We start from the raw sequence: 16,328 nt of genomic DNA on the forward strand, positions 1-16,328 counted from the left end.
TGAAAAAGGAGTTAGGCAAATTTTGAGCCTAGCTCCTTTTTAAGGTTTATGGCTTAGAAGGTATGTATTTACGCATAGCAAAGATAAATAGCGTAAATAAAATACTAAAACCAAAAACAGGTAAGCTTAGCCCTAACACGAGACCCACCAATATTAACCATATTTTTTGTGAGCCAGTTGCATGGTTCCAAATTAATAAGCTTTGCCCAACAAAGTGACTCGTCATGAGTTTTAAGTTCGAGTTTTTAAACGCAGCTTTATATGCATAAATAATCATCATACAAAGTGCAAGCGCATAAAGTGCGAGAACTAATTGATTAATCCAGCCAAATAAAATACCAATATGGGCATCTACTCCCCAACGAGTGAGCTTTGCCACTAGCGAGTAGTCTTTAAATGCAAGTTGATCGATGACTTTGTGGTGTTCCATATCAATTGCGATACTGTCTGCTTGAGTTGGCCATTTACGCTGAATTTCGGCGACTTCCCAAGCTTGATTGCCACTGGTGGGTGGTTTGATTTGTATTTGTGCCGCGTCAATGCCATGTATTCTGGCAATTTCAAGAGCGGTATCATATTCACTTGGAACAATATTTAAGTTAATGTTTTCACTGTGCGGCATGTCGTGATGTTCATGGTGCATCACTGTAGGTAAATTATCTTCTTGAAGAGAAGTTGCCAATGTTGGGGTTTGCCAGCTGAGCCATTGACGAGCAACCCGTATATTATCTCCAGCCCACTCAGACCATGTAAGACCCGTAATAGCAATGATCAATAAGAGAGGAAATAGGGTTAAACCTAACGTGCTATGCCACCTCAATAATTTCTTTTTTTCTGTTTGTCTAATTTTAAGATTTTGACGACGTTTCCACCAATTATATAATCCAGTTAAGGTCAAAATGGCTAACCAACTTGCTGCCAGTTCACTATAAAAACGACCCCATTTTCCTAGTAATAAATTACTATGTAATTGATCGAGCATCGTTCGAAAGGGTAAAAGCCCACTGGTACCATAGACAGCGAGATGACCTTTGGCCTGAAGTGTAAAAGGATCAATAAAAACTGCTTCGCTGTTAAAATGGTGTATAGGGTCAGAGAAAATTACGCGTGTTGTCTGGTCAGCGCTTGGGGCTGGTCTAACTTCAATGACCTGAGCAGACTTGGGCATCACTTGTTTTGCAACTTCAATTTGTTGACTGAGCTTATGTGGCGTTTGATTCAGTGGTTCAACATATAGAACATCTTTATAAATCGCCTGTTCAACTTGTGGTGTAATGGCATAGAGCAAGCCAGTGATTGCAGCAATCAATAACAAGGGCGCAATAAAAATACCAGCATAAATATGAATTAAACGGAAAAGACTACGCCAGAAGGATGAATGGGTCAGCATCAGAAGATAATGTCTATCAGGTGTTGGGCTGGATTATAACGACTTATTTATCTTGATGTTGCTTGAGCTGTAAACATTATTAAATTATTTAAATAATGTTAAAGCATACTGTTGGGTCCATTAATTAGACAGTTTTTATTACTTGGTAAATTATATATTTTATGTGCTCTTTAAGATCTTATTTATATAGCATATTTAATAATTGCATAACTTATTATTTAAAATAATCTTGATTTATATAGTGTGTTTCTCTACAAGAATGGATGATATGTAAATATCAGAATTAATATTTTAAAACCGCTTATTTAGAATAAACGGTTTTATTAGAATAAAGTTGTATTACAGTTCCAAATTAATGATGGCCTTGAGAAACCCCACCATTTCCATCTGGAAGACTAATTCGAATATTTTGCATCATGCCTTGATCTTCATGATCTAAAATATGGCAGTGCAATACAAAGTCACCGATGTAGCGTTGATACTTGGTTCTAACAATGACTTTATAACTGGCTCCGTCTACGTTTTTAACCCAGATTGTATCTTTCCATGTCCCTTTTAGACCGCGGTATTGTGGGTCAGGGGCAGCCGTTTTGTCATAGTCATCCACGGCGTTTATATCACTGACATCTTTACCATTAGGGTCATACACTGCCACCACTTGAAATGGGTTTACATGAATATGAAAAGGGTGGCTGGCTAATTTAGAAGTAAGTATCCATTCATCGGTTTTACCTAACTCGAGCGTACGGTCAATTCGGTCTGGTTTGTATGGTTTTCCATTCACCTGAAACTGAATTGGATTAGCCTTAGTATCAATATTAAATTCTAAAAATTGTTTGTACGGAGTCGCTGGTAGGTCCTGATGAGGAACAAAGTGACTGAGTTTCAGATTTTGTTGTAAATCTTGAAGCACAGCGGGACGCATATCTGGAGCAATATTGCGTGTTGCGTTATTACTTAAAGCTGTTGTTAAAGACTGAGGTGCTGAAGTAGCTTTATTGACTTGAATGATACCGAGTAAGCGTTTCTGTGAATATGTACGGTCCACGTTAGCTGAAGCCGACGCTGCTTCATCAATTAAACAATAACGACCTTCTTGCGGGAATTGCATTAATGCATCGAAACGGTAACCCGGTTGAAAGACGGTGACTGTTTTATCCATGACCTGTTTAAAGGTCAGGCCATCGGCTGCAATCAGTTGTTGGTTCACAATAGGTCCTGTACAACTCTCACTTAATAATTTCTTTTCACCCGTTGGGGTTAAATCGAGTTTGGACGGAATATTTTGCATTTGACGAACGCTTAAGTTGATACTGTCGCGGACACCTGCATGTACCATTCGCCAACGCTCAACTTGTCCTGCAACCGCTTGGGTAATGAAAGGTTGTACTTCACCATTAATGCTTGTATATCGTCCTGATTTCCCCCAATCACCCGGACCAAAACCCTGATAATCCCTAATTTCACCCATTTGATTGTTTTGGCAAATATAGTTGCCATTTTTATCAGTTTCAATTTTTCCGTTAGCATCATAGCAAGCATATTGGATTTGTTGAAAAACTAGCGTTCTTTCTTTAAAACCATAAGTAAGTAAATCTAAATCACCTGTCTTATTTGGGGTGGGCTGACGATATCCACGAATGATTAAAGCACCTGCCATACCACTTGCAACTTGAATTGCGGTTGAACCATGTCGATGTGGATGGTACCAAAACGTTCCGGCTGGATGATCGGGCGGGATGTTGTATTCATATTGGAAATTAACACCCGGATTAATTGAAACTAAAACGTTATCACTATTTCCTGCTGGATTTATCCATAAACCGTGAGTGTGCATGTTGGTGCCATCAAAACAATGAGGTTTATTCACATCAAAATGATCGCCAGTACAACTTGGGTCTTTAGGAAATTTTTTGTGAGTAATCGGATCTATATCAAGTTGGTTATCTAAATTTGCCCGTACGGTTTCTCCGGGAAATACTTCAATCGTCGGAGCAATATAAGGCGTATTGGGCTGCGTATTTGTACCTTGATAACTACGTAACACAACTTCATCATAACGATTTGTTGCAGGGTTCCATAGTTTGTTCCTCGTTTTTTTAACTTCCCATGTAAATAATGCTTCATTTGAAGATTGCATTTGCGGCGCATTTGTTGATGGCACTGTTGGGTTCGGTGCTGCAAGTAATGCGACATGATTACGAGCCACAGTCATATCGGGAGGGTCTTCTAATATACGTTCAGAAGAATCATTTGCTGATACACACCAACTCACTAAAGTTAGAGGTGTGCATAATATTAAATGAGCTATTTTCATAATGAATATAGGCCTGAAAAAATCAGGCCTCTCCTTTAATTATTATTTTGAAGTTTCTAAGCGAACCTGAGAAATACTCAAGCCTTGAGAGCTTACTTTTTCTTTCACTTGATCAAGCGTTAAATCAGTAGCAACAAACTGAACTTCTAAGTCTTCAGCAGCCATGCCTAATTGCTTAACTTGATCACTGACTTGGTAGACCAATTGACCAATATGACCTGGGTGTCCGCCGTGGTCATGATCTAACACACCGAAGTAGTTAATTGTGGCAACATAAATTTTTTGGTCAGGTTTATTTTTTGGAGATAGATAAATTTTATAGGTTAGATTTGGATTACCAATCATTTGAACATTATCTAAGATCAAATAGGTTTGTCCTGATGACAGCTTTGTTTGAGAAAGTTGACTAGAGCTCTCTAAGAAACTTGCAGTTTGAGGGGCTAAAGCTACTTTTTGAGTTACACCCATAAGCTTAATGGTTTTATTGCTGCTGACTGGTTTATGATTCATTTTAAATAGGTTTGCTTTTTCAGCACCTTTACTACCCATGACTGTAGCTTCAACTTTACAAGCATTTTCATTGGTATATCGCACTGGGATTTTACCGGGGGTGAATACATCGGCAATGGTCATGGTAACTTTGTTGCCGTTTTCATCTGCAAATGTATATCGGGTGTCATACCAACTATCTGGCATACCTAAATTTTTCTTGGCCCATTCAAGCGTAATCGGTTGCCCATTCGCTTTTTTATTTAACCAACATTGCCACAAGCGGTCGATATTTGCATGGTGCATATAAAATACGGGGTCTAAGCCTGCAATAGGTACAAATCCCATATCTGGTAGCACACAGTTTTTACCGACTGCACAGTGCATGACACCATGGGGTTGAGACTGTAATTGGTTAGAGAAGTCTGTGAAGTTATCCCATTTAAAGGCTTGAGCAGCGCTGGCATTATCTGGATCTATGGCGCTGATATTTGTATTTAAACCTGGGGTACGGAACTGATCATATAAAGTACCTGCTTCTTTACCACGGACCAGTTTAGGTAATGCTAAGCCTTTACCATTAGCCGCTTTTTCTTGGTAATAGTCCCAATAAGGAAGAGAGTAATCCTGCCCAACATACTTACGTACTGTTCGCTCATAAAAATAAAGCATCATACGGTGCCAAGGTAAGAAATTTAGATTGCCATGTTGGCATGTACCCCAAACCTCATCGGTAAAGCCATCGTTTGGGACTGGTGAATTTTGGATATGCTTATAGTAACTGTCACATATTGCTTTACTATATATCTGTAAACACTGTGGCATACGGTATTGATTAACATAATAATCTTTGTCTGTTGCATGTGTGCCTGTACCAAAATAGCCATGCGTATTGGCCCAGTAATTAAAGCTTGTACGAAACTCCGGTGATAAAGGGGGAGCATTATTATTTGCCCGCATTTTTTCCAAACCCTTTTGTAATGCGCTTACTTTGGCTGGATCTTTTGCGAACTCCGTAGCACTCATTCGTAGTGAGTCAGCATGAGTTGCTAAACTCATGCTAAATAAGAGAGTGCCTAAAATATAATAATTTCTCTTCATAATTTTAAATCCTTGTCATGTTTAATGTTCTTATATTTGATTATTTGTAATGTATGAATTTACCTTTGTTTGGGTAATTATTAACCTAATCTAGCATATAAAATAGTTTTTATTAAAGGTTTATATTTAATATTAATAATGAAAAAATTTAATTTTAAATCTTGTAATTTTTTAGAAAAACTTAATTATTTGGTATCTTGTTTTTAATATATTTATTATTAATAATTAAAAATATTTTAAAATAAAGTTAATTATATTTTTGTGTAATATATTTTGTTTTTTAGAATTTTTATGTCTAAAGTCTCACTATTGTATAAAATATTAAATTTAAAAATTTATGATTAATTATAAATATTGAAAAGTGATTTTTTATTTGGATGGGTAATGTGTAAATTCTAAGATTTCGAAATAATGATCTATCTTCTGACTTTTAAAATACAGATTGCAATTGCATGATTATTAAGTTTATTTTGTAATTCTGGCATTTTTATTGCTTAATCGTTGTTATGTTCAGCCCAATACTTGATTTGATAGCTTCATTACTTATGATTCAAACACTTTTGATCACTTATGGTGTGTTTTTCACATGAAAAATGCACCAAATAAGCACGTCTTTTTATTATGCACTGTATTTGTGCGTTGGATGCTGTAATGAAGCTATTGGTTTTAATAGTCAGTTTACTCATTCTATGTGGATGCTCTTCATCTGAACAAAGTAGAAAAACTAAAGAAAAGTTAACAGCCCACTCTATATGTGTTTTTGATAGTACAAATACAAAAGTCTGTGTAGATAAACCAGCACAAAGAATTGTTTCTTTATTTGAGTCGGGTTTAGATGGCTTATATATGCTAGGGCAAGGTCACAAAGTGATTGGTATACCAGCCGAAGTATACATCCAACCTTTATTATTCAATGCCTATTCAAAAATAGATAAGCGTATCGCCAATAAACAGCTTGCAACACCTTCACAAGGGGCAAATGCAACCAATATTGAAAGTCTTGTATTGTTAAAACCTGATCTGGTGATTGTAGGGAGCGGGCAGACTCAAACGATTGAACTGTTACGGCAGTTTGGCATTGCTGTATATGTCATGGAGTCAGGTACTTACCAGCAAGTAAAAGAAGAGTTATCTGAAATTGCTGTTCTGAGCGGTGCCCAAAAGCGTGCTCAAGAAATTTTAAGTTTTTCGGATGAAATTGTGGCGGAGGTCGCAGCCAAAACTGCACGTCAGCCAAATAAACAATCGATTTACTACGCGTGGTCAGGAGGGCGAATTTTTTCTACCTCTGGACGTCAGTCAATTACCAATGACTTTATTGAACTCGCTGGTGCTTACAACATTGTTCAGACCAATGCCAATCAACCCAATGTAAACCCCGAGACATTAATTGAGTGGAACCCTGACAATATTGTGCTTTGGAATACCAACCCAAAACTGATTTATGAACGAAAAGAATTACAAGGCTTAAGTGCAGTACAAAACCGTAAGGTATTTAATTTGAGCCCTGCATTTATATATAACCCACATACCATCAAAATCATTATTACGGCGATTTATTTGAATCACAGTATTTATCCTGAACAGTCTGATTTGCCAGTAAGTGCTTTACAACAGCGTATTTTAACTCAGTTGTATGGTGAGCAGCTTGCCAAAGCGTTGGTGCAATGAATATGCAAAAGCTGAAATATTATTGGTTTTACCCGTTACCGTTCGTCATGATTTTTATCTCGCTGCTCATAGGGCCAACGCAGACATTGAGTGCATGGGATTATTTGCGGTGGGGGGTGCAAGCGGTGTTTGGTACACCATATTTTGATGCGGAACAATTTAGACTGATGCAAAATATTCTGGTCAATGTCAGGCTGCCTAGAATTTTACTGACCTTTATGGTGGGAGCTGCATTAGCAACCGCGGGAAATGGTTTACAGGCATTGTTTCGTAATCCATTGGTTGATTCTTATGTACTTGGTATTTCATCTGGTGCGGCGTTTGGTGCAGCTTTAGCACTTTCTTTAAGTTGGCTTTCACCAAACCTATCAGCCTTTATTTTTGGTGTTTGTGCTGTTGCCTTAACATATTTATTTGCACATCAAAAACATGAAAGCCAGACATCTTTAGTCATGGTAATTTTATCAGGCATGATTGTTTCAGGACTGTTTTTGGCAGGACTTACAGTCATTCAATACTTAAGTGATCCATTTAAACTGCAAGCGATTGTGCAATGGACGATGGGTAACTTACATCAGGCTTCTTGGCAAAAAGTTCAATACGCCGTGCTGCCGATTTGTATTGGCCTTGCTGGGCTATTTGCAATGCGTTGGCGCCTAAACTTAATGGCCCTCGGTGCCGAAGAAGCGCAGGCGGTTGGTGTTAACCCAAGGTGGGAACAGCTTCTTTTAATTGCGTTGGTGACTGTATGTACGTCAACTTCTGTGGCAGCGGCTGGCATTATTAGTTTATATGGGCTGTTTATGCCGCATATTGTGAGAATGTTGGTTGGGCCAGATCACCGCTATAGTATTCCTGCCAATATGATTTTGGGTGGCAGTTTTCTACTGATGATTGATAACTTTTCTCGGGTTTTACTGACATTTGAAATACCGATTGGTATTTTTACCATGCTACTTGGTGCACCATTTTTCTTATTATTAATGAAAACACAGAGGACTCATTGGGCATGATTCAAATTGATCAGTTAAATTATGCCTATGGGTACAAACAGGTTCTTAAAAATATTCATTTGGAGTTTCCTGAAAATCAGTTTTCCGTCATTTTAGGGCGCAATGGCTGTGGGAAATCGACACTTTTTAAATTGATGGCAGGCCTAGAACCCGTAAAAGACGGGTTGATTCGTTACTCAGGAAAACCACTATCGGACTTTAAAGGCAAAGATCGGGCTGGATTACTCGGCTTTTTACCGCAGTTTCATAAAACTGTATTTCCATTTTTGGTTAAAGATGTGGTGATTACGGGGCGTGCCGCTTTTAGCCGATATAGACCTTCAAAATCGGACTGGGAACGTGTAGACCAAGCTTTGCTTGATTTAGACATTGAGCATTTGCGCGATCGTCCTTATACCGAGTTATCAGGTGGTGAAAGGCAATTGGTTATGATTGCGCGTATTTTAGTGCAAGCACCGAAAGTCATTTTGCTTGATGAGCCAACCAACCATCTCGATGTTTATTATCAGTCTTATTTAATGAAAAAATTGCGTCAGTTGTCGCGGCAAAATTTTACGGTGATTGCGATTATGCATGATCCTAACTTGGCCTTTTTATTTGCAGACCAGCTGTTTTTTATGCGCCAACATGAGGTGGTTAAGCCTGAGTCAAAAACTCGAATCACCGATCCTAAGTTTTTAAAAAGTGTCTACGATGTTGAGTTCCATGAAGCCATGATTCAAGACAAAACGATTGTGATACCTGATCATTCTTGGCTATGAATATGTTGAATTATCAGCTAGTGGGTAAAACAGACTATGAGTCTGCGGTAGAGTTTGCACTTTATACAAGACAGCTTTTATTCCCAGAAATCTATCATGGGCAAGTCTCCAAAGATTTACAAAATTTTGAGCAATATTATGTCAATGATCCATTGGGTTGCTTCATTACGGTAAAAGACCATAATCGTATTATTGGTACGATTGCATATCGGGCGTATGACCATCGTTTTGATTTAAACTTACCGTCTAATACGGTTGAGGTCGTCAAATTATTTGTATTACCTGAATACCGTCGTAGTGGCATCGCAACCATGCTATGTAAAATGTTGTTTAGCCATGCACAAAAGAATGAAATTACCACTTTGTATTTGCATACCCATCCATTTTTACCTGCCGCTGAAGAGTTTTGGCGGCTCCAAGGTTTTGACGTTATTAAACGAGAATGGATTGATAAGTATGACACCATTCACATGAGTAAATATTTATAGCGTTTCATTTTGAGCATGAAATCTTTTTTGAAAATGCGTAGGCGGATAGCCCATAATTTTACTGAACATTGTGCTAAAAGCTGCCGAGTGTTCATAGCCTAAACTAAAAGCAATTTCAGTAATTGAGGTATTTTCTTTTAACGCATTTAAAGCATAGATGATGCAGACCCGATTACGCCATTCTTGAAATGACATGCCCGTTTCAGACTTAAACCAACGATGAAATGTTCGGTCACTTTTATTGTGGTCATGTGCCCAAGCTTTAGGACTGCTATGAATATCGGGGTGTTCCATAAAATCAGCACACTGTTTAGATAATAATGTGTTGTGAGGCAATGGAATAAACAGAGGCAGGGCTGGTGCAGCTTCTAATTCATATAACAATAAATCGATAAGAGCACCGCCACGCCCTGAATGCGAGTAGTCCACAGATAGCTGATTTGCCTGAATCAGTAACTGATGCAGTAACGGTGAAACTTGCACAACCTCGCAATATGCTGTCTGTCGTGGTGCATAGTCCACTTCTATATATAAACTATAGGTACTGACCTTAGATAGCCATACCTGATGTGGCTTGCCAGCGGGTATCCATACGCCGCTGTAGGGCAACACGAGCCATTGTCCATCTTCAGTTTCAACTTTCATCAAGCCTTCGGGTGCGTATAAGAACTGAGCACGGCGATGGCTATGCGTATCTAACAAAGTATCAGCAGGATAGTCTGATCCTAATGCTAGAACCGCTTGAGGTAGATGGTCTACCTCGTTAATTGGAATATTACGCATATATTTTTGGCTGAAAAAAATAAAAATATGGCTTTTCTACGTTAGTTTGCCATAGGGCTATTTTATATCATGCCTCTATAACTATGAGGAAGATGATCATGCTATATGAGCTATTTTTATTTGGACTACTTTCAGGAATCACCACTTGGTTATTTGGCTTTGGTGGCGGTTTTGTTGCTGTACCTTTGCTTTATACCGTCATTATTCAAAGGTGGAGCAATGAAAGTAGTGATGGCATACATGCTATGCAAATTGCAGTTGCCACATCCGCCTTTGTCATGCTCTGCTCGGCAAGTTTTGCAACCTTCAGGCACTATCGGTCGGGACATATAGATTGGCAGAAGATCCGCTTTTTATGGTCTGGTATCGCATTTGGTGGAATTGTCGGTGCAGTAATGGCCTCATTGTTTAATGGAAATTGGCTTCGCTGGATATTTATGAGCTATGTGTTCATAACCATTATTGATTGTTATTACCGACCTGGGTTTATGGTGACATCAAGGCAAAAGCAAAACTATGGTCAGAACAGCGAACTTTTTAAAGGCGGAGTTATCGGCTGGGTTGCAGCACTTTTAGGGGTTGGAGGAAGCGTAATGACAGTTCCTTTATTACGGCGGCGGGGTAGTTCTATGGCAGAGGCCGCGGCTATTGCAAATATTCTCACGCTACCTTTATCTTTAACTGCAACGCTGACCTATTGTGTATTGTCAATTTGGCAATCTACATGGGCACCCAATGGATTTATCGGCCTAATCTGGTTTGAAGCTGCTTTATTCTTGGTGGCTGGAACATGGATTGGGTTATATTTTTCAGAAAAATTTATTTCAAAACTACCGGATTTATGGCGGGCAAAGTTGTATCCATTACTTTTGATGGTGGTGTTAATTGTCATGATTTTTATAAATTAAATTTTTATTTCAATAGGTTGAAGAATAATTTCTCTTAAATATCGAATCTCTAAATGCTTTAAAACCCCCAATTTTTATGTCTTAAATGACTTTAAAAAAGTTTAAAAATTAGACTTGAAATATATAGTGGCTTTATGACACTATATATTCATCGAAGGTCATCAGACAAAAAGAGGATGATATGGCTATTCAGCTTTTAGATGCGGCAAGAAATGAAATTCCAGTGAAATTCACGCAGTTTTCTGGTGGAGAGCGTCATGTTCAAATTGATGAGACAACGTTAGGTTCACTATCTGGCAAGGTATTGGTCCGTGCACACATGGCCTCAAGTCACGATGTGATGGACTATTTACTACTTGAAAATATATTGCTGAATCAGGGGCTAACTGTTGACCTAGAAATTCCATATTTTCCATATGCACGTCAGGATCGTATCTGTGCAGTAGGCCAAGCGTTCTCACTCGATGTAATGACCAAGTTACTTAACATCAATGCAGATAAAAAAGCGGGCAAACAAGGCAAGGTGACTGTTTGGGACTGCCATAGTGAAGTAACAACAGCCTTGCTCGCTGCCAATACTTCTTTTAGCGAAGTTGTAAATGTGAGTTCAGTCGACATCATCGCTAAGAGTGAAGCGCTAAGCACATTATTAAAAGATGAAAAAACAGTACTGATTTGCCCAGACAAAGGCGCAAAAGCACGCACACAAATGGTTGCAGACGCTTTTAATGGCGAGCGCAAACAACCAATCACTATTGTTCAGTGTGATAAAAAACGCGACCCAGTGACTGGCAAAATTCTGGGTACACATGTACATGCGAATGATTTATCAGGCCTAACAGCGGTCATTACCGATGACATTTGTGACGGTGGTGCAACCTTTATTGGTATTGCCAAAGAACTGCGTCGCCTCAATTGCCATAAGGTCGTTCTATATGTGACCCACGGTATTTTTAGTAAAGGAATAGCGGTTTTTGATGGGCTGCTTGACCAGCTATTTACCTCAGACAGCTTTCCACAACAACTAACAGACAAAATTTCAGTAATTGCTTTTGCAGCAGAATAAAGAGAACAAAGATGACGATTAAACTTAATCCACTAAACGCTATCGATTTTTATAAAGCTGATCACAGACGTCAGTATCCGGCAGGTACAGAGTACGTGTATGCAAACTTTACGCCGCGTTCATCTCGACTCGCTAAAATGTTGCCTGATTTCGACGATAAAGTTGTGTTCTTTGGTCTTCAGGGTTTTATCAAACACTTTTTAATCGATACATGGAATGACGGTTTTTTCAAACAACCGAAAGACAAAGTAGTGGCTGCATATAAACGCCGTATGGATAGTTCACTAGGTGAAGGTGCTGTATCGGTTGATCATATTGAAGCGCTACACGACTTGGGGTATTTGCCATTACGCATTAAAGCATTGCCAGAAGGCAGCCGTGTCAATATGCGTGTACCCGTGCTTACTGTAATTAATACCGACCCGCGTTTCTTTTGGTTAACGAATTATATTGAAACCGTGTTAAGTGCTGAGCTTTGGAAAAGCTGTACTACTGCAACGATTGCCTATGAGTACAAACGCTTATTAACTCAATATGCCGTAAAAACTGGAGCACCACTTGATTTTGTACCTGTGCAAGGACACGATTTTAGTAGCCGTGGCATGAGCGGAATTTACGATGCGGCACAATCTGGTGTCGGTCACTTAACCAGTTTTATTGGAACTGACTCGGTTGCTTCAATTGATTACGCAGAAGAATATTACAATGCCACAGGTGTCATTGGAGTATCTGTACCAGCGACCGAACACAGTGTGATGTGTATGGGCACAGAAAACAGTGAGCTAGAAACATTTAAGCGTTTAATCTGTGAGCTTTACCCGTCTGGTGTTGTTAGTGTCGTGTCTGATACTTGGGATTTTTGGCGAGTGATTACAGAGTTTACGGTGGCTTTAAAACCTGAAATTTTAGCAAGACAACCTAATGCTTTAGGCTTGGCTAAATTGGTTTTCCGTCCTGACTCTGGTGACCCTGTTAAAATTATTTGTGGTGACCCAGATGCCAAAGTTGGCAGCCCAGCGTATAAAGGCGCAGTTGAATGTTTATGGGAAGTGTTTGGCGGTACAACAACTGAGCAAGGCTATAAAGTACTTAATGAGCGTGTCGGTTTAATTTACGGTGACTCGATTACACTAGACCGTGCACAGCGCATTCTAGAAGGGCTAGAAGCCAAAGGTTTTGCATCAAATAACTTGGTGTTTGGTATAGGCAGCTTTACCTATAACTATTTAACTCGAGATACCTTTGGGTTTGCTGTGAAAGCAACTTGGGGCCAAGTGAATGGTGTAGGCCGCGAGTTGTTTAAAGACCCGATTACAGACTCAGGTGTAAAAAAATCTGCGAAAGGTCTATTACGCATCGAAGAAAGTGAAAATGGCTTTACCTTGTTCGATGAGCAAACGGCCGAACAAGAACAAAGTGGAGCGCTAAAAACAGTCTTTGAAAATGGTAAACTTCAATATGAGTGTACTTTGGACCAAATACGTGAGCGTTTATCCATCGCATAACTAAGTTTAGATGAGCCGTTGCATGTGTATCGGTTCATCATTTTTATTGAGAGGCTGAACGTGACTATTCAAACTGAACAAGAATTCCTTGCCAGTTATGATCGCCGAGATTATGACGCACCTTTACTCACGGTCGATATGGCTATTTTCTCGGTTTTTAATGGTCAGTTGCAGGTACTACTCATTAAGCGACCAAACTTTCCAGCCAAAGACCAATGGGCTTTACCGGGTGGTTTTGCCGATTTAAAGCATGATCAAGACTTGATGGCCACGGCATATCGTAAGCTGGTCGAAAAAACAGGAATCGCTTCGCCTTATTTGGAACAAGTTGCCTCTGTGGGTAATGCAAAACGTGACCCGCGTGGTTGGGCCGTGACCATTTTGTATTTTGCTTTAATTGATTTTAATGCCTATCAACATCAAGCATTGGCTGAATACAGCGAATGGGTGCCAGTGACAAAAGCACAAGAGTTCGCATTGGCGTTTGATCACAATGAATTACTGACTTTGGCATTAGAGCGTCTCACGAATAAAACCCGCTATACCGCATTGCCAGCCAGCCTTATGCCTGAATTATTTACGCTGACCGAGCTACAAACCATTTATGAAATTATTCTTGGGCAATCCTTAGAAAAAAAAGCGTTTAGACGCCGTATGATAGAAGCAGGTGCAGTTGAAGAAACCAACCACAGTAAAATTGTAGGGAAACGACCAGCTCAGCTCTACCGCTATGCACTCGATTCTTTTGATTTTATATTTCCTCGCTCACTCGAGTTACCAAGAAATCAAAAGGGTGAAGATAAGCAAAACATTGAGCTTTCTGACTAGCGCATCTTGATGTACTTTGATTTATAATGCCGCGCTTATGATTGATGTCATGTTTTGATCAGCATTTTGCCTATGTCACACGTTTCTTCCTGCTTCCAGCAAAACCAGTTTTTTGTATTGGTGGAATATCTCACTTCACTGCATGAAATTTATCCTGTGAAACATGCGTTTGCAGGATATCCTGCTGCAATGACATTGGCAGATCGCGTACATTCAGATCATGATATTGCACCGCTTGAAGCCAGTAAAAGTTACCCTGACTCAATCAATAAAGTCTTACACTTTTCTGGTAAGGCGCGAGACATACAAGACTTCGAGCACTTTTTAGAAAAAGCCCAAGCAGCCAACATTCAAAATCTGTTATTGCTTACAGGCGATAAACTCAAAGAACATCATAATGGTCGAGATGGACAGCCTCGTAGTCGATACTTAGAGTCGGTAAACGCCGTAATGGCTGCCAAGCAACACGGTGGGTTTCGCATTGGGGTTGCTTTTAACCCATTTAAATATGTTGAAGCTGAGCGTGATGCGCAGTACTTAAAACTGCATAAGAAGATTAAAGCAGGTGCTGACTTTATCATTACCCAATTGGGCTATGACATTGAAGCCTTAAAACAAGCTAAATCATTTTTAACAAAACATAGTTATGCGCAGCAAATACTGGCTTGTGTCATGCCACTGACTTTAAGTCGTGCCAATTTTATGGTGAAGCATAAAGTCGCGGGTATTGTAATTACCCCACACATGTTAAAAGTCTTGGCAGAAGAAAAACAGACAGGGCATACAGACCGCGTTTATTTACGCTGCGCTTTACAGATTTTAATATGTAAACATTTAGGGTTTGCAGGAATTCACTTATCTGCCTGCCATAAGCCAGAAGAGCAAATGCTGCTTGAAAGCTACATTGAGCAATACAGACATTTGGAGCTTGAAGCCTTAAAAGAGCTTTGGAATTCACTTTGGCAAGTCACGTCAGGCAAAGAGTTTTCACCTGAAATTGCTCGTTTTTCACGTCAGCCGACTTCTAAACAAATAATTAAATATCGCCAATTGCATGTTATGCATGAAGCAATGTTTGGATCAAAAATTGCTAAAGGCGTTGGACGGTTTATTTTCAAGGCATCTTTTTGGGAAAATGCTTTGGTCGCCAAAGTCTTACTTAAAACGGAAGTACTGAGTAAACACAGCCTAGTCGGTTGTGAAAGCTGTGGTCAGTGTCGCCTAAGCGATACTTTATATATTTGCCCTGAAACGTGTCCAAAAGGTTTAGCCAACGGGCCTTGTGGCGGTACAACTTTAGACCGCTGCGAATTTGGTGACCGTGAATGCATTCATTCAGTCAAAGCAAGACTTGCTAAAGCCCTTGAACAAACTGAGTTATTAAAAGAGAAATTAATTCCTACAGTGCCTCTTGAAACCAGAGGAACCAGTTCTTGGAAAAATTGGTATTTAGCGACTGAGGCTTAAGTTTGGCATTAGCCTTTGATTTGATTTTGTTAAACAATCAAATGGTATGCTAAAGCACGGCAATAATTTAAAAATAACAATTGTTTGGCTTAATTATGTTCAATCAAGATGACTACCGAGGAGTATACTTAAAGCAAATCTTTTGCGTTAAAAGGAAAGTTGTCTCAATGAAAAAGTTGGTTGCTGTACTTACTGTAATTGTTGTTTTAACTGGATGCGTTTACGACCCTGTTAATTACGACAAAATACACGACCAAGAGTTCCAAGACCACCTCAGGCAAAACGGTTAGTAATAAAAAACCCACTCAATGAGTGGGTTTTAGTATTTTTAAAGCGCACTACGCTATTTGAATGACAAACAGATTCATACCCTCGCTCAAAAACTCTCACAACATTATGAGTTCGCAAGCCAGTGTGCAGCCGAAGCGGAAAGTTACGATCAACTCGCAGCATGTATAGCTGTAAAACTTAGGGATCCAGCTCAGGTCAAATAACGGGAACCGTATCCAAGCAAGTTGGGTTCAAATGCTTATTGCGGGAG

At 39.3% G+C, this 16,328-nt stretch carries 14 protein-coding genes; 10 read left to right on the forward strand and 4 right to left on the reverse strand.

Going from position 1 to position 16,328, the window contains the following annotated elements; all coding sequences use genetic code 11:
• Positions 1-46 precede the first annotated feature (46 nt).
• The 3 genes from MMY79_RS08920 to MMY79_RS08930 form a co-directional block, all read right to left on the reverse strand.
• Positions 47-1,390, reverse strand: a complete 1,344-nt coding sequence (locus tag MMY79_RS08920) for a PepSY-associated TM helix domain-containing protein (RefSeq protein ID WP_252613132.1) — start codon at positions 1,388-1,390, stop codon at positions 47-49.
• A 352-nt stretch (positions 1,391-1,742) separates the two neighbouring features.
• Positions 1,743-3,707 (reverse strand): multicopper oxidase family protein, encoded by a 1,965-nt coding sequence (locus tag MMY79_RS08925; protein WP_252613133.1) that lies wholly within the window; start codon positions 3,705-3,707, stop codon positions 1,743-1,745.
• Between the two features lie 42 nt (positions 3,708-3,749).
• Positions 3,750-5,297 (reverse strand): tyrosinase family protein, encoded by a 1,548-nt coding sequence (locus tag MMY79_RS08930; protein ID WP_252613136.1) that lies wholly within the window; start codon positions 5,295-5,297, stop codon positions 3,750-3,752.
• Between the two features lie 651 nt (positions 5,298-5,948).
• Between MMY79_RS08930 and MMY79_RS08935 the strand changes: the two genes are divergently transcribed.
• Genes MMY79_RS08935 through MMY79_RS08950 form a run of 4 tightly spaced genes read left to right on the forward strand, consistent with a single transcriptional unit; the run spans position 5,949 to position 9,230 of the window.
• Complete coding sequence (locus MMY79_RS08935; protein ID WP_252613138.1) at positions 5,949-6,968, forward strand: ABC transporter substrate-binding protein; 1,020 nt, start codon at positions 5,949-5,951, stop codon at positions 6,966-6,968.
• Between the two features lie 2 nt (positions 6,969-6,970).
• Positions 6,971-7,981, forward strand: a complete 1,011-nt coding sequence (locus tag MMY79_RS08940) for an iron ABC transporter permease (protein WP_252613141.1) — start codon at positions 6,971-6,973, stop codon at positions 7,979-7,981.
• Positions 7,978-8,742, forward strand: a complete 765-nt coding sequence (locus tag MMY79_RS08945) for an ABC transporter ATP-binding protein (RefSeq protein WP_252613144.1) — start codon at positions 7,978-7,980, stop codon at positions 8,740-8,742. Before MMY79_RS08940 ends, MMY79_RS08945 begins: the two co-directional genes overlap by 4 nt.
• Positions 8,739-9,230 (forward strand): GNAT family N-acetyltransferase, encoded by a 492-nt coding sequence (locus tag MMY79_RS08950; RefSeq protein WP_252613148.1) that lies wholly within the window; start codon positions 8,739-8,741, stop codon positions 9,228-9,230. Before MMY79_RS08945 ends, MMY79_RS08950 begins: the two co-directional genes overlap by 4 nt.
• On the opposite strand, the gene MMY79_RS08955 is transcribed toward MMY79_RS08950, so the two are convergent.
• Positions 9,225-10,013, reverse strand: a complete 789-nt coding sequence (locus MMY79_RS08955; RefSeq protein WP_252613151.1) for a helix-turn-helix transcriptional regulator — start codon at positions 10,011-10,013, stop codon at positions 9,225-9,227. The genes MMY79_RS08950 and MMY79_RS08955 overlap by 6 nt on opposite strands.
• 98 nt (positions 10,014-10,111) lie before the next feature.
• Between MMY79_RS08955 and MMY79_RS08960 the strand changes: the two genes are divergently transcribed.
• The 6 genes from MMY79_RS08960 to MMY79_RS19415 all read left to right on the forward strand — a co-directional run bounded on the left by MMY79_RS08960 (position 10,112) and on the right by MMY79_RS19415 (position 16,077).
• Positions 10,112-10,921, forward strand: coding sequence for a sulfite exporter TauE/SafE family protein (locus MMY79_RS08960; protein ID WP_252613154.1), 810 nt, complete (start codon positions 10,112-10,114; stop codon positions 10,919-10,921).
• 181 nt (positions 10,922-11,102) lie between these two features.
• Positions 11,103-11,987: a phosphoribosyltransferase family protein gene (locus MMY79_RS08965; protein WP_252613156.1), complete on the forward strand. Its 885-nt coding sequence runs from the start codon at positions 11,103-11,105 to the stop codon at positions 11,985-11,987.
• A gap of 11 nt (positions 11,988-11,998) precedes the next feature.
• On the forward strand, positions 11,999-13,492 hold the full coding sequence (locus MMY79_RS08970) for a nicotinate phosphoribosyltransferase (RefSeq protein ID WP_252613159.1): 1,494 nt from the start codon (positions 11,999-12,001) through the stop codon (positions 13,490-13,492).
• A gap of 60 nt (positions 13,493-13,552) precedes the next feature.
• Positions 13,553-14,320 carry an NUDIX domain-containing protein gene (locus tag MMY79_RS08975; protein ID WP_252613162.1) on the forward strand — a complete coding sequence of 256 codons (768 nt, stop codon included), beginning with the start codon at positions 13,553-13,555 and terminating at the stop codon, positions 14,318-14,320.
• A gap of 72 nt (positions 14,321-14,392) precedes the next feature.
• A complete protein-coding gene (locus MMY79_RS08980; RefSeq protein WP_252613164.1) occupies positions 14,393-15,787 on the forward strand; it encodes a methylenetetrahydrofolate reductase C-terminal domain-containing protein in 1,395 nt (464 codons plus the stop codon).
• A 167-nt stretch (positions 15,788-15,954) separates the two neighbouring features.
• Complete coding sequence (locus MMY79_RS19415; protein WP_000737386.1) at positions 15,955-16,077, forward strand: hypothetical protein; 123 nt, start codon at positions 15,955-15,957, stop codon at positions 16,075-16,077.
• The last annotated feature ends 251 nt before the right edge of the window (positions 16,078-16,328 follow it).

The sequence above is a fragment of the Acinetobacter sp. XS-4 genome, from assembly GCF_023920705.1.
Lineage (GTDB): Bacteria > Pseudomonadota > Gammaproteobacteria > Pseudomonadales > Moraxellaceae > Acinetobacter.

Coding starts and splice junctions, on each gene's coding strand:
- MMY79_RS08920 (WP_252613132.1), bottom strand. CDS start 1,390: ATGCTGACCCATTCATCCTTCTGGCGTAGTCTTTTCCGTTTAATTCAT.
- MMY79_RS08925 (WP_252613133.1), bottom strand. CDS start 3,707: ATGAAAATAGCTCATTTAATATTATGCACACCTCTAACTTTAGTGAGT.
- MMY79_RS08930 (WP_252613136.1), bottom strand. CDS start 5,297: ATGAAGAGAAATTATTATATTTTAGGCACTCTCTTATTTAGCATGAGT.
- MMY79_RS08935 (WP_252613138.1), top strand. CDS start 5,949: ATGAAGCTATTGGTTTTAATAGTCAGTTTACTCATTCTATGTGGATGC.
- MMY79_RS08940 (WP_252613141.1), top strand. CDS start 6,971: ATGCAAAAGCTGAAATATTATTGGTTTTACCCGTTACCGTTCGTCATG.
- MMY79_RS08945 (WP_252613144.1), top strand. CDS start 7,978: ATGATTCAAATTGATCAGTTAAATTATGCCTATGGGTACAAACAGGTT.
- MMY79_RS08950 (WP_252613148.1), top strand. CDS start 8,739: ATGAATATGTTGAATTATCAGCTAGTGGGTAAAACAGACTATGAGTCT.
- MMY79_RS08955 (WP_252613151.1), bottom strand. CDS start 10,013: ATGCGTAATATTCCAATTAACGAGGTAGACCATCTACCTCAAGCGGTT.
- MMY79_RS08960 (WP_252613154.1), top strand. CDS start 10,112: ATGCTATATGAGCTATTTTTATTTGGACTACTTTCAGGAATCACCACT.
- MMY79_RS08965 (WP_252613156.1), top strand. CDS start 11,103: ATGGCTATTCAGCTTTTAGATGCGGCAAGAAATGAAATTCCAGTGAAA.
- MMY79_RS08970 (WP_252613159.1), top strand. CDS start 11,999: ATGACGATTAAACTTAATCCACTAAACGCTATCGATTTTTATAAAGCT.
- MMY79_RS08980 (WP_252613164.1), top strand. CDS start 14,393: ATGTCACACGTTTCTTCCTGCTTCCAGCAAAACCAGTTTTTTGTATTG.
- MMY79_RS19415 (WP_000737386.1), top strand. CDS start 15,955: ATGAAAAAGTTGGTTGCTGTACTTACTGTAATTGTTGTTTTAACTGGA.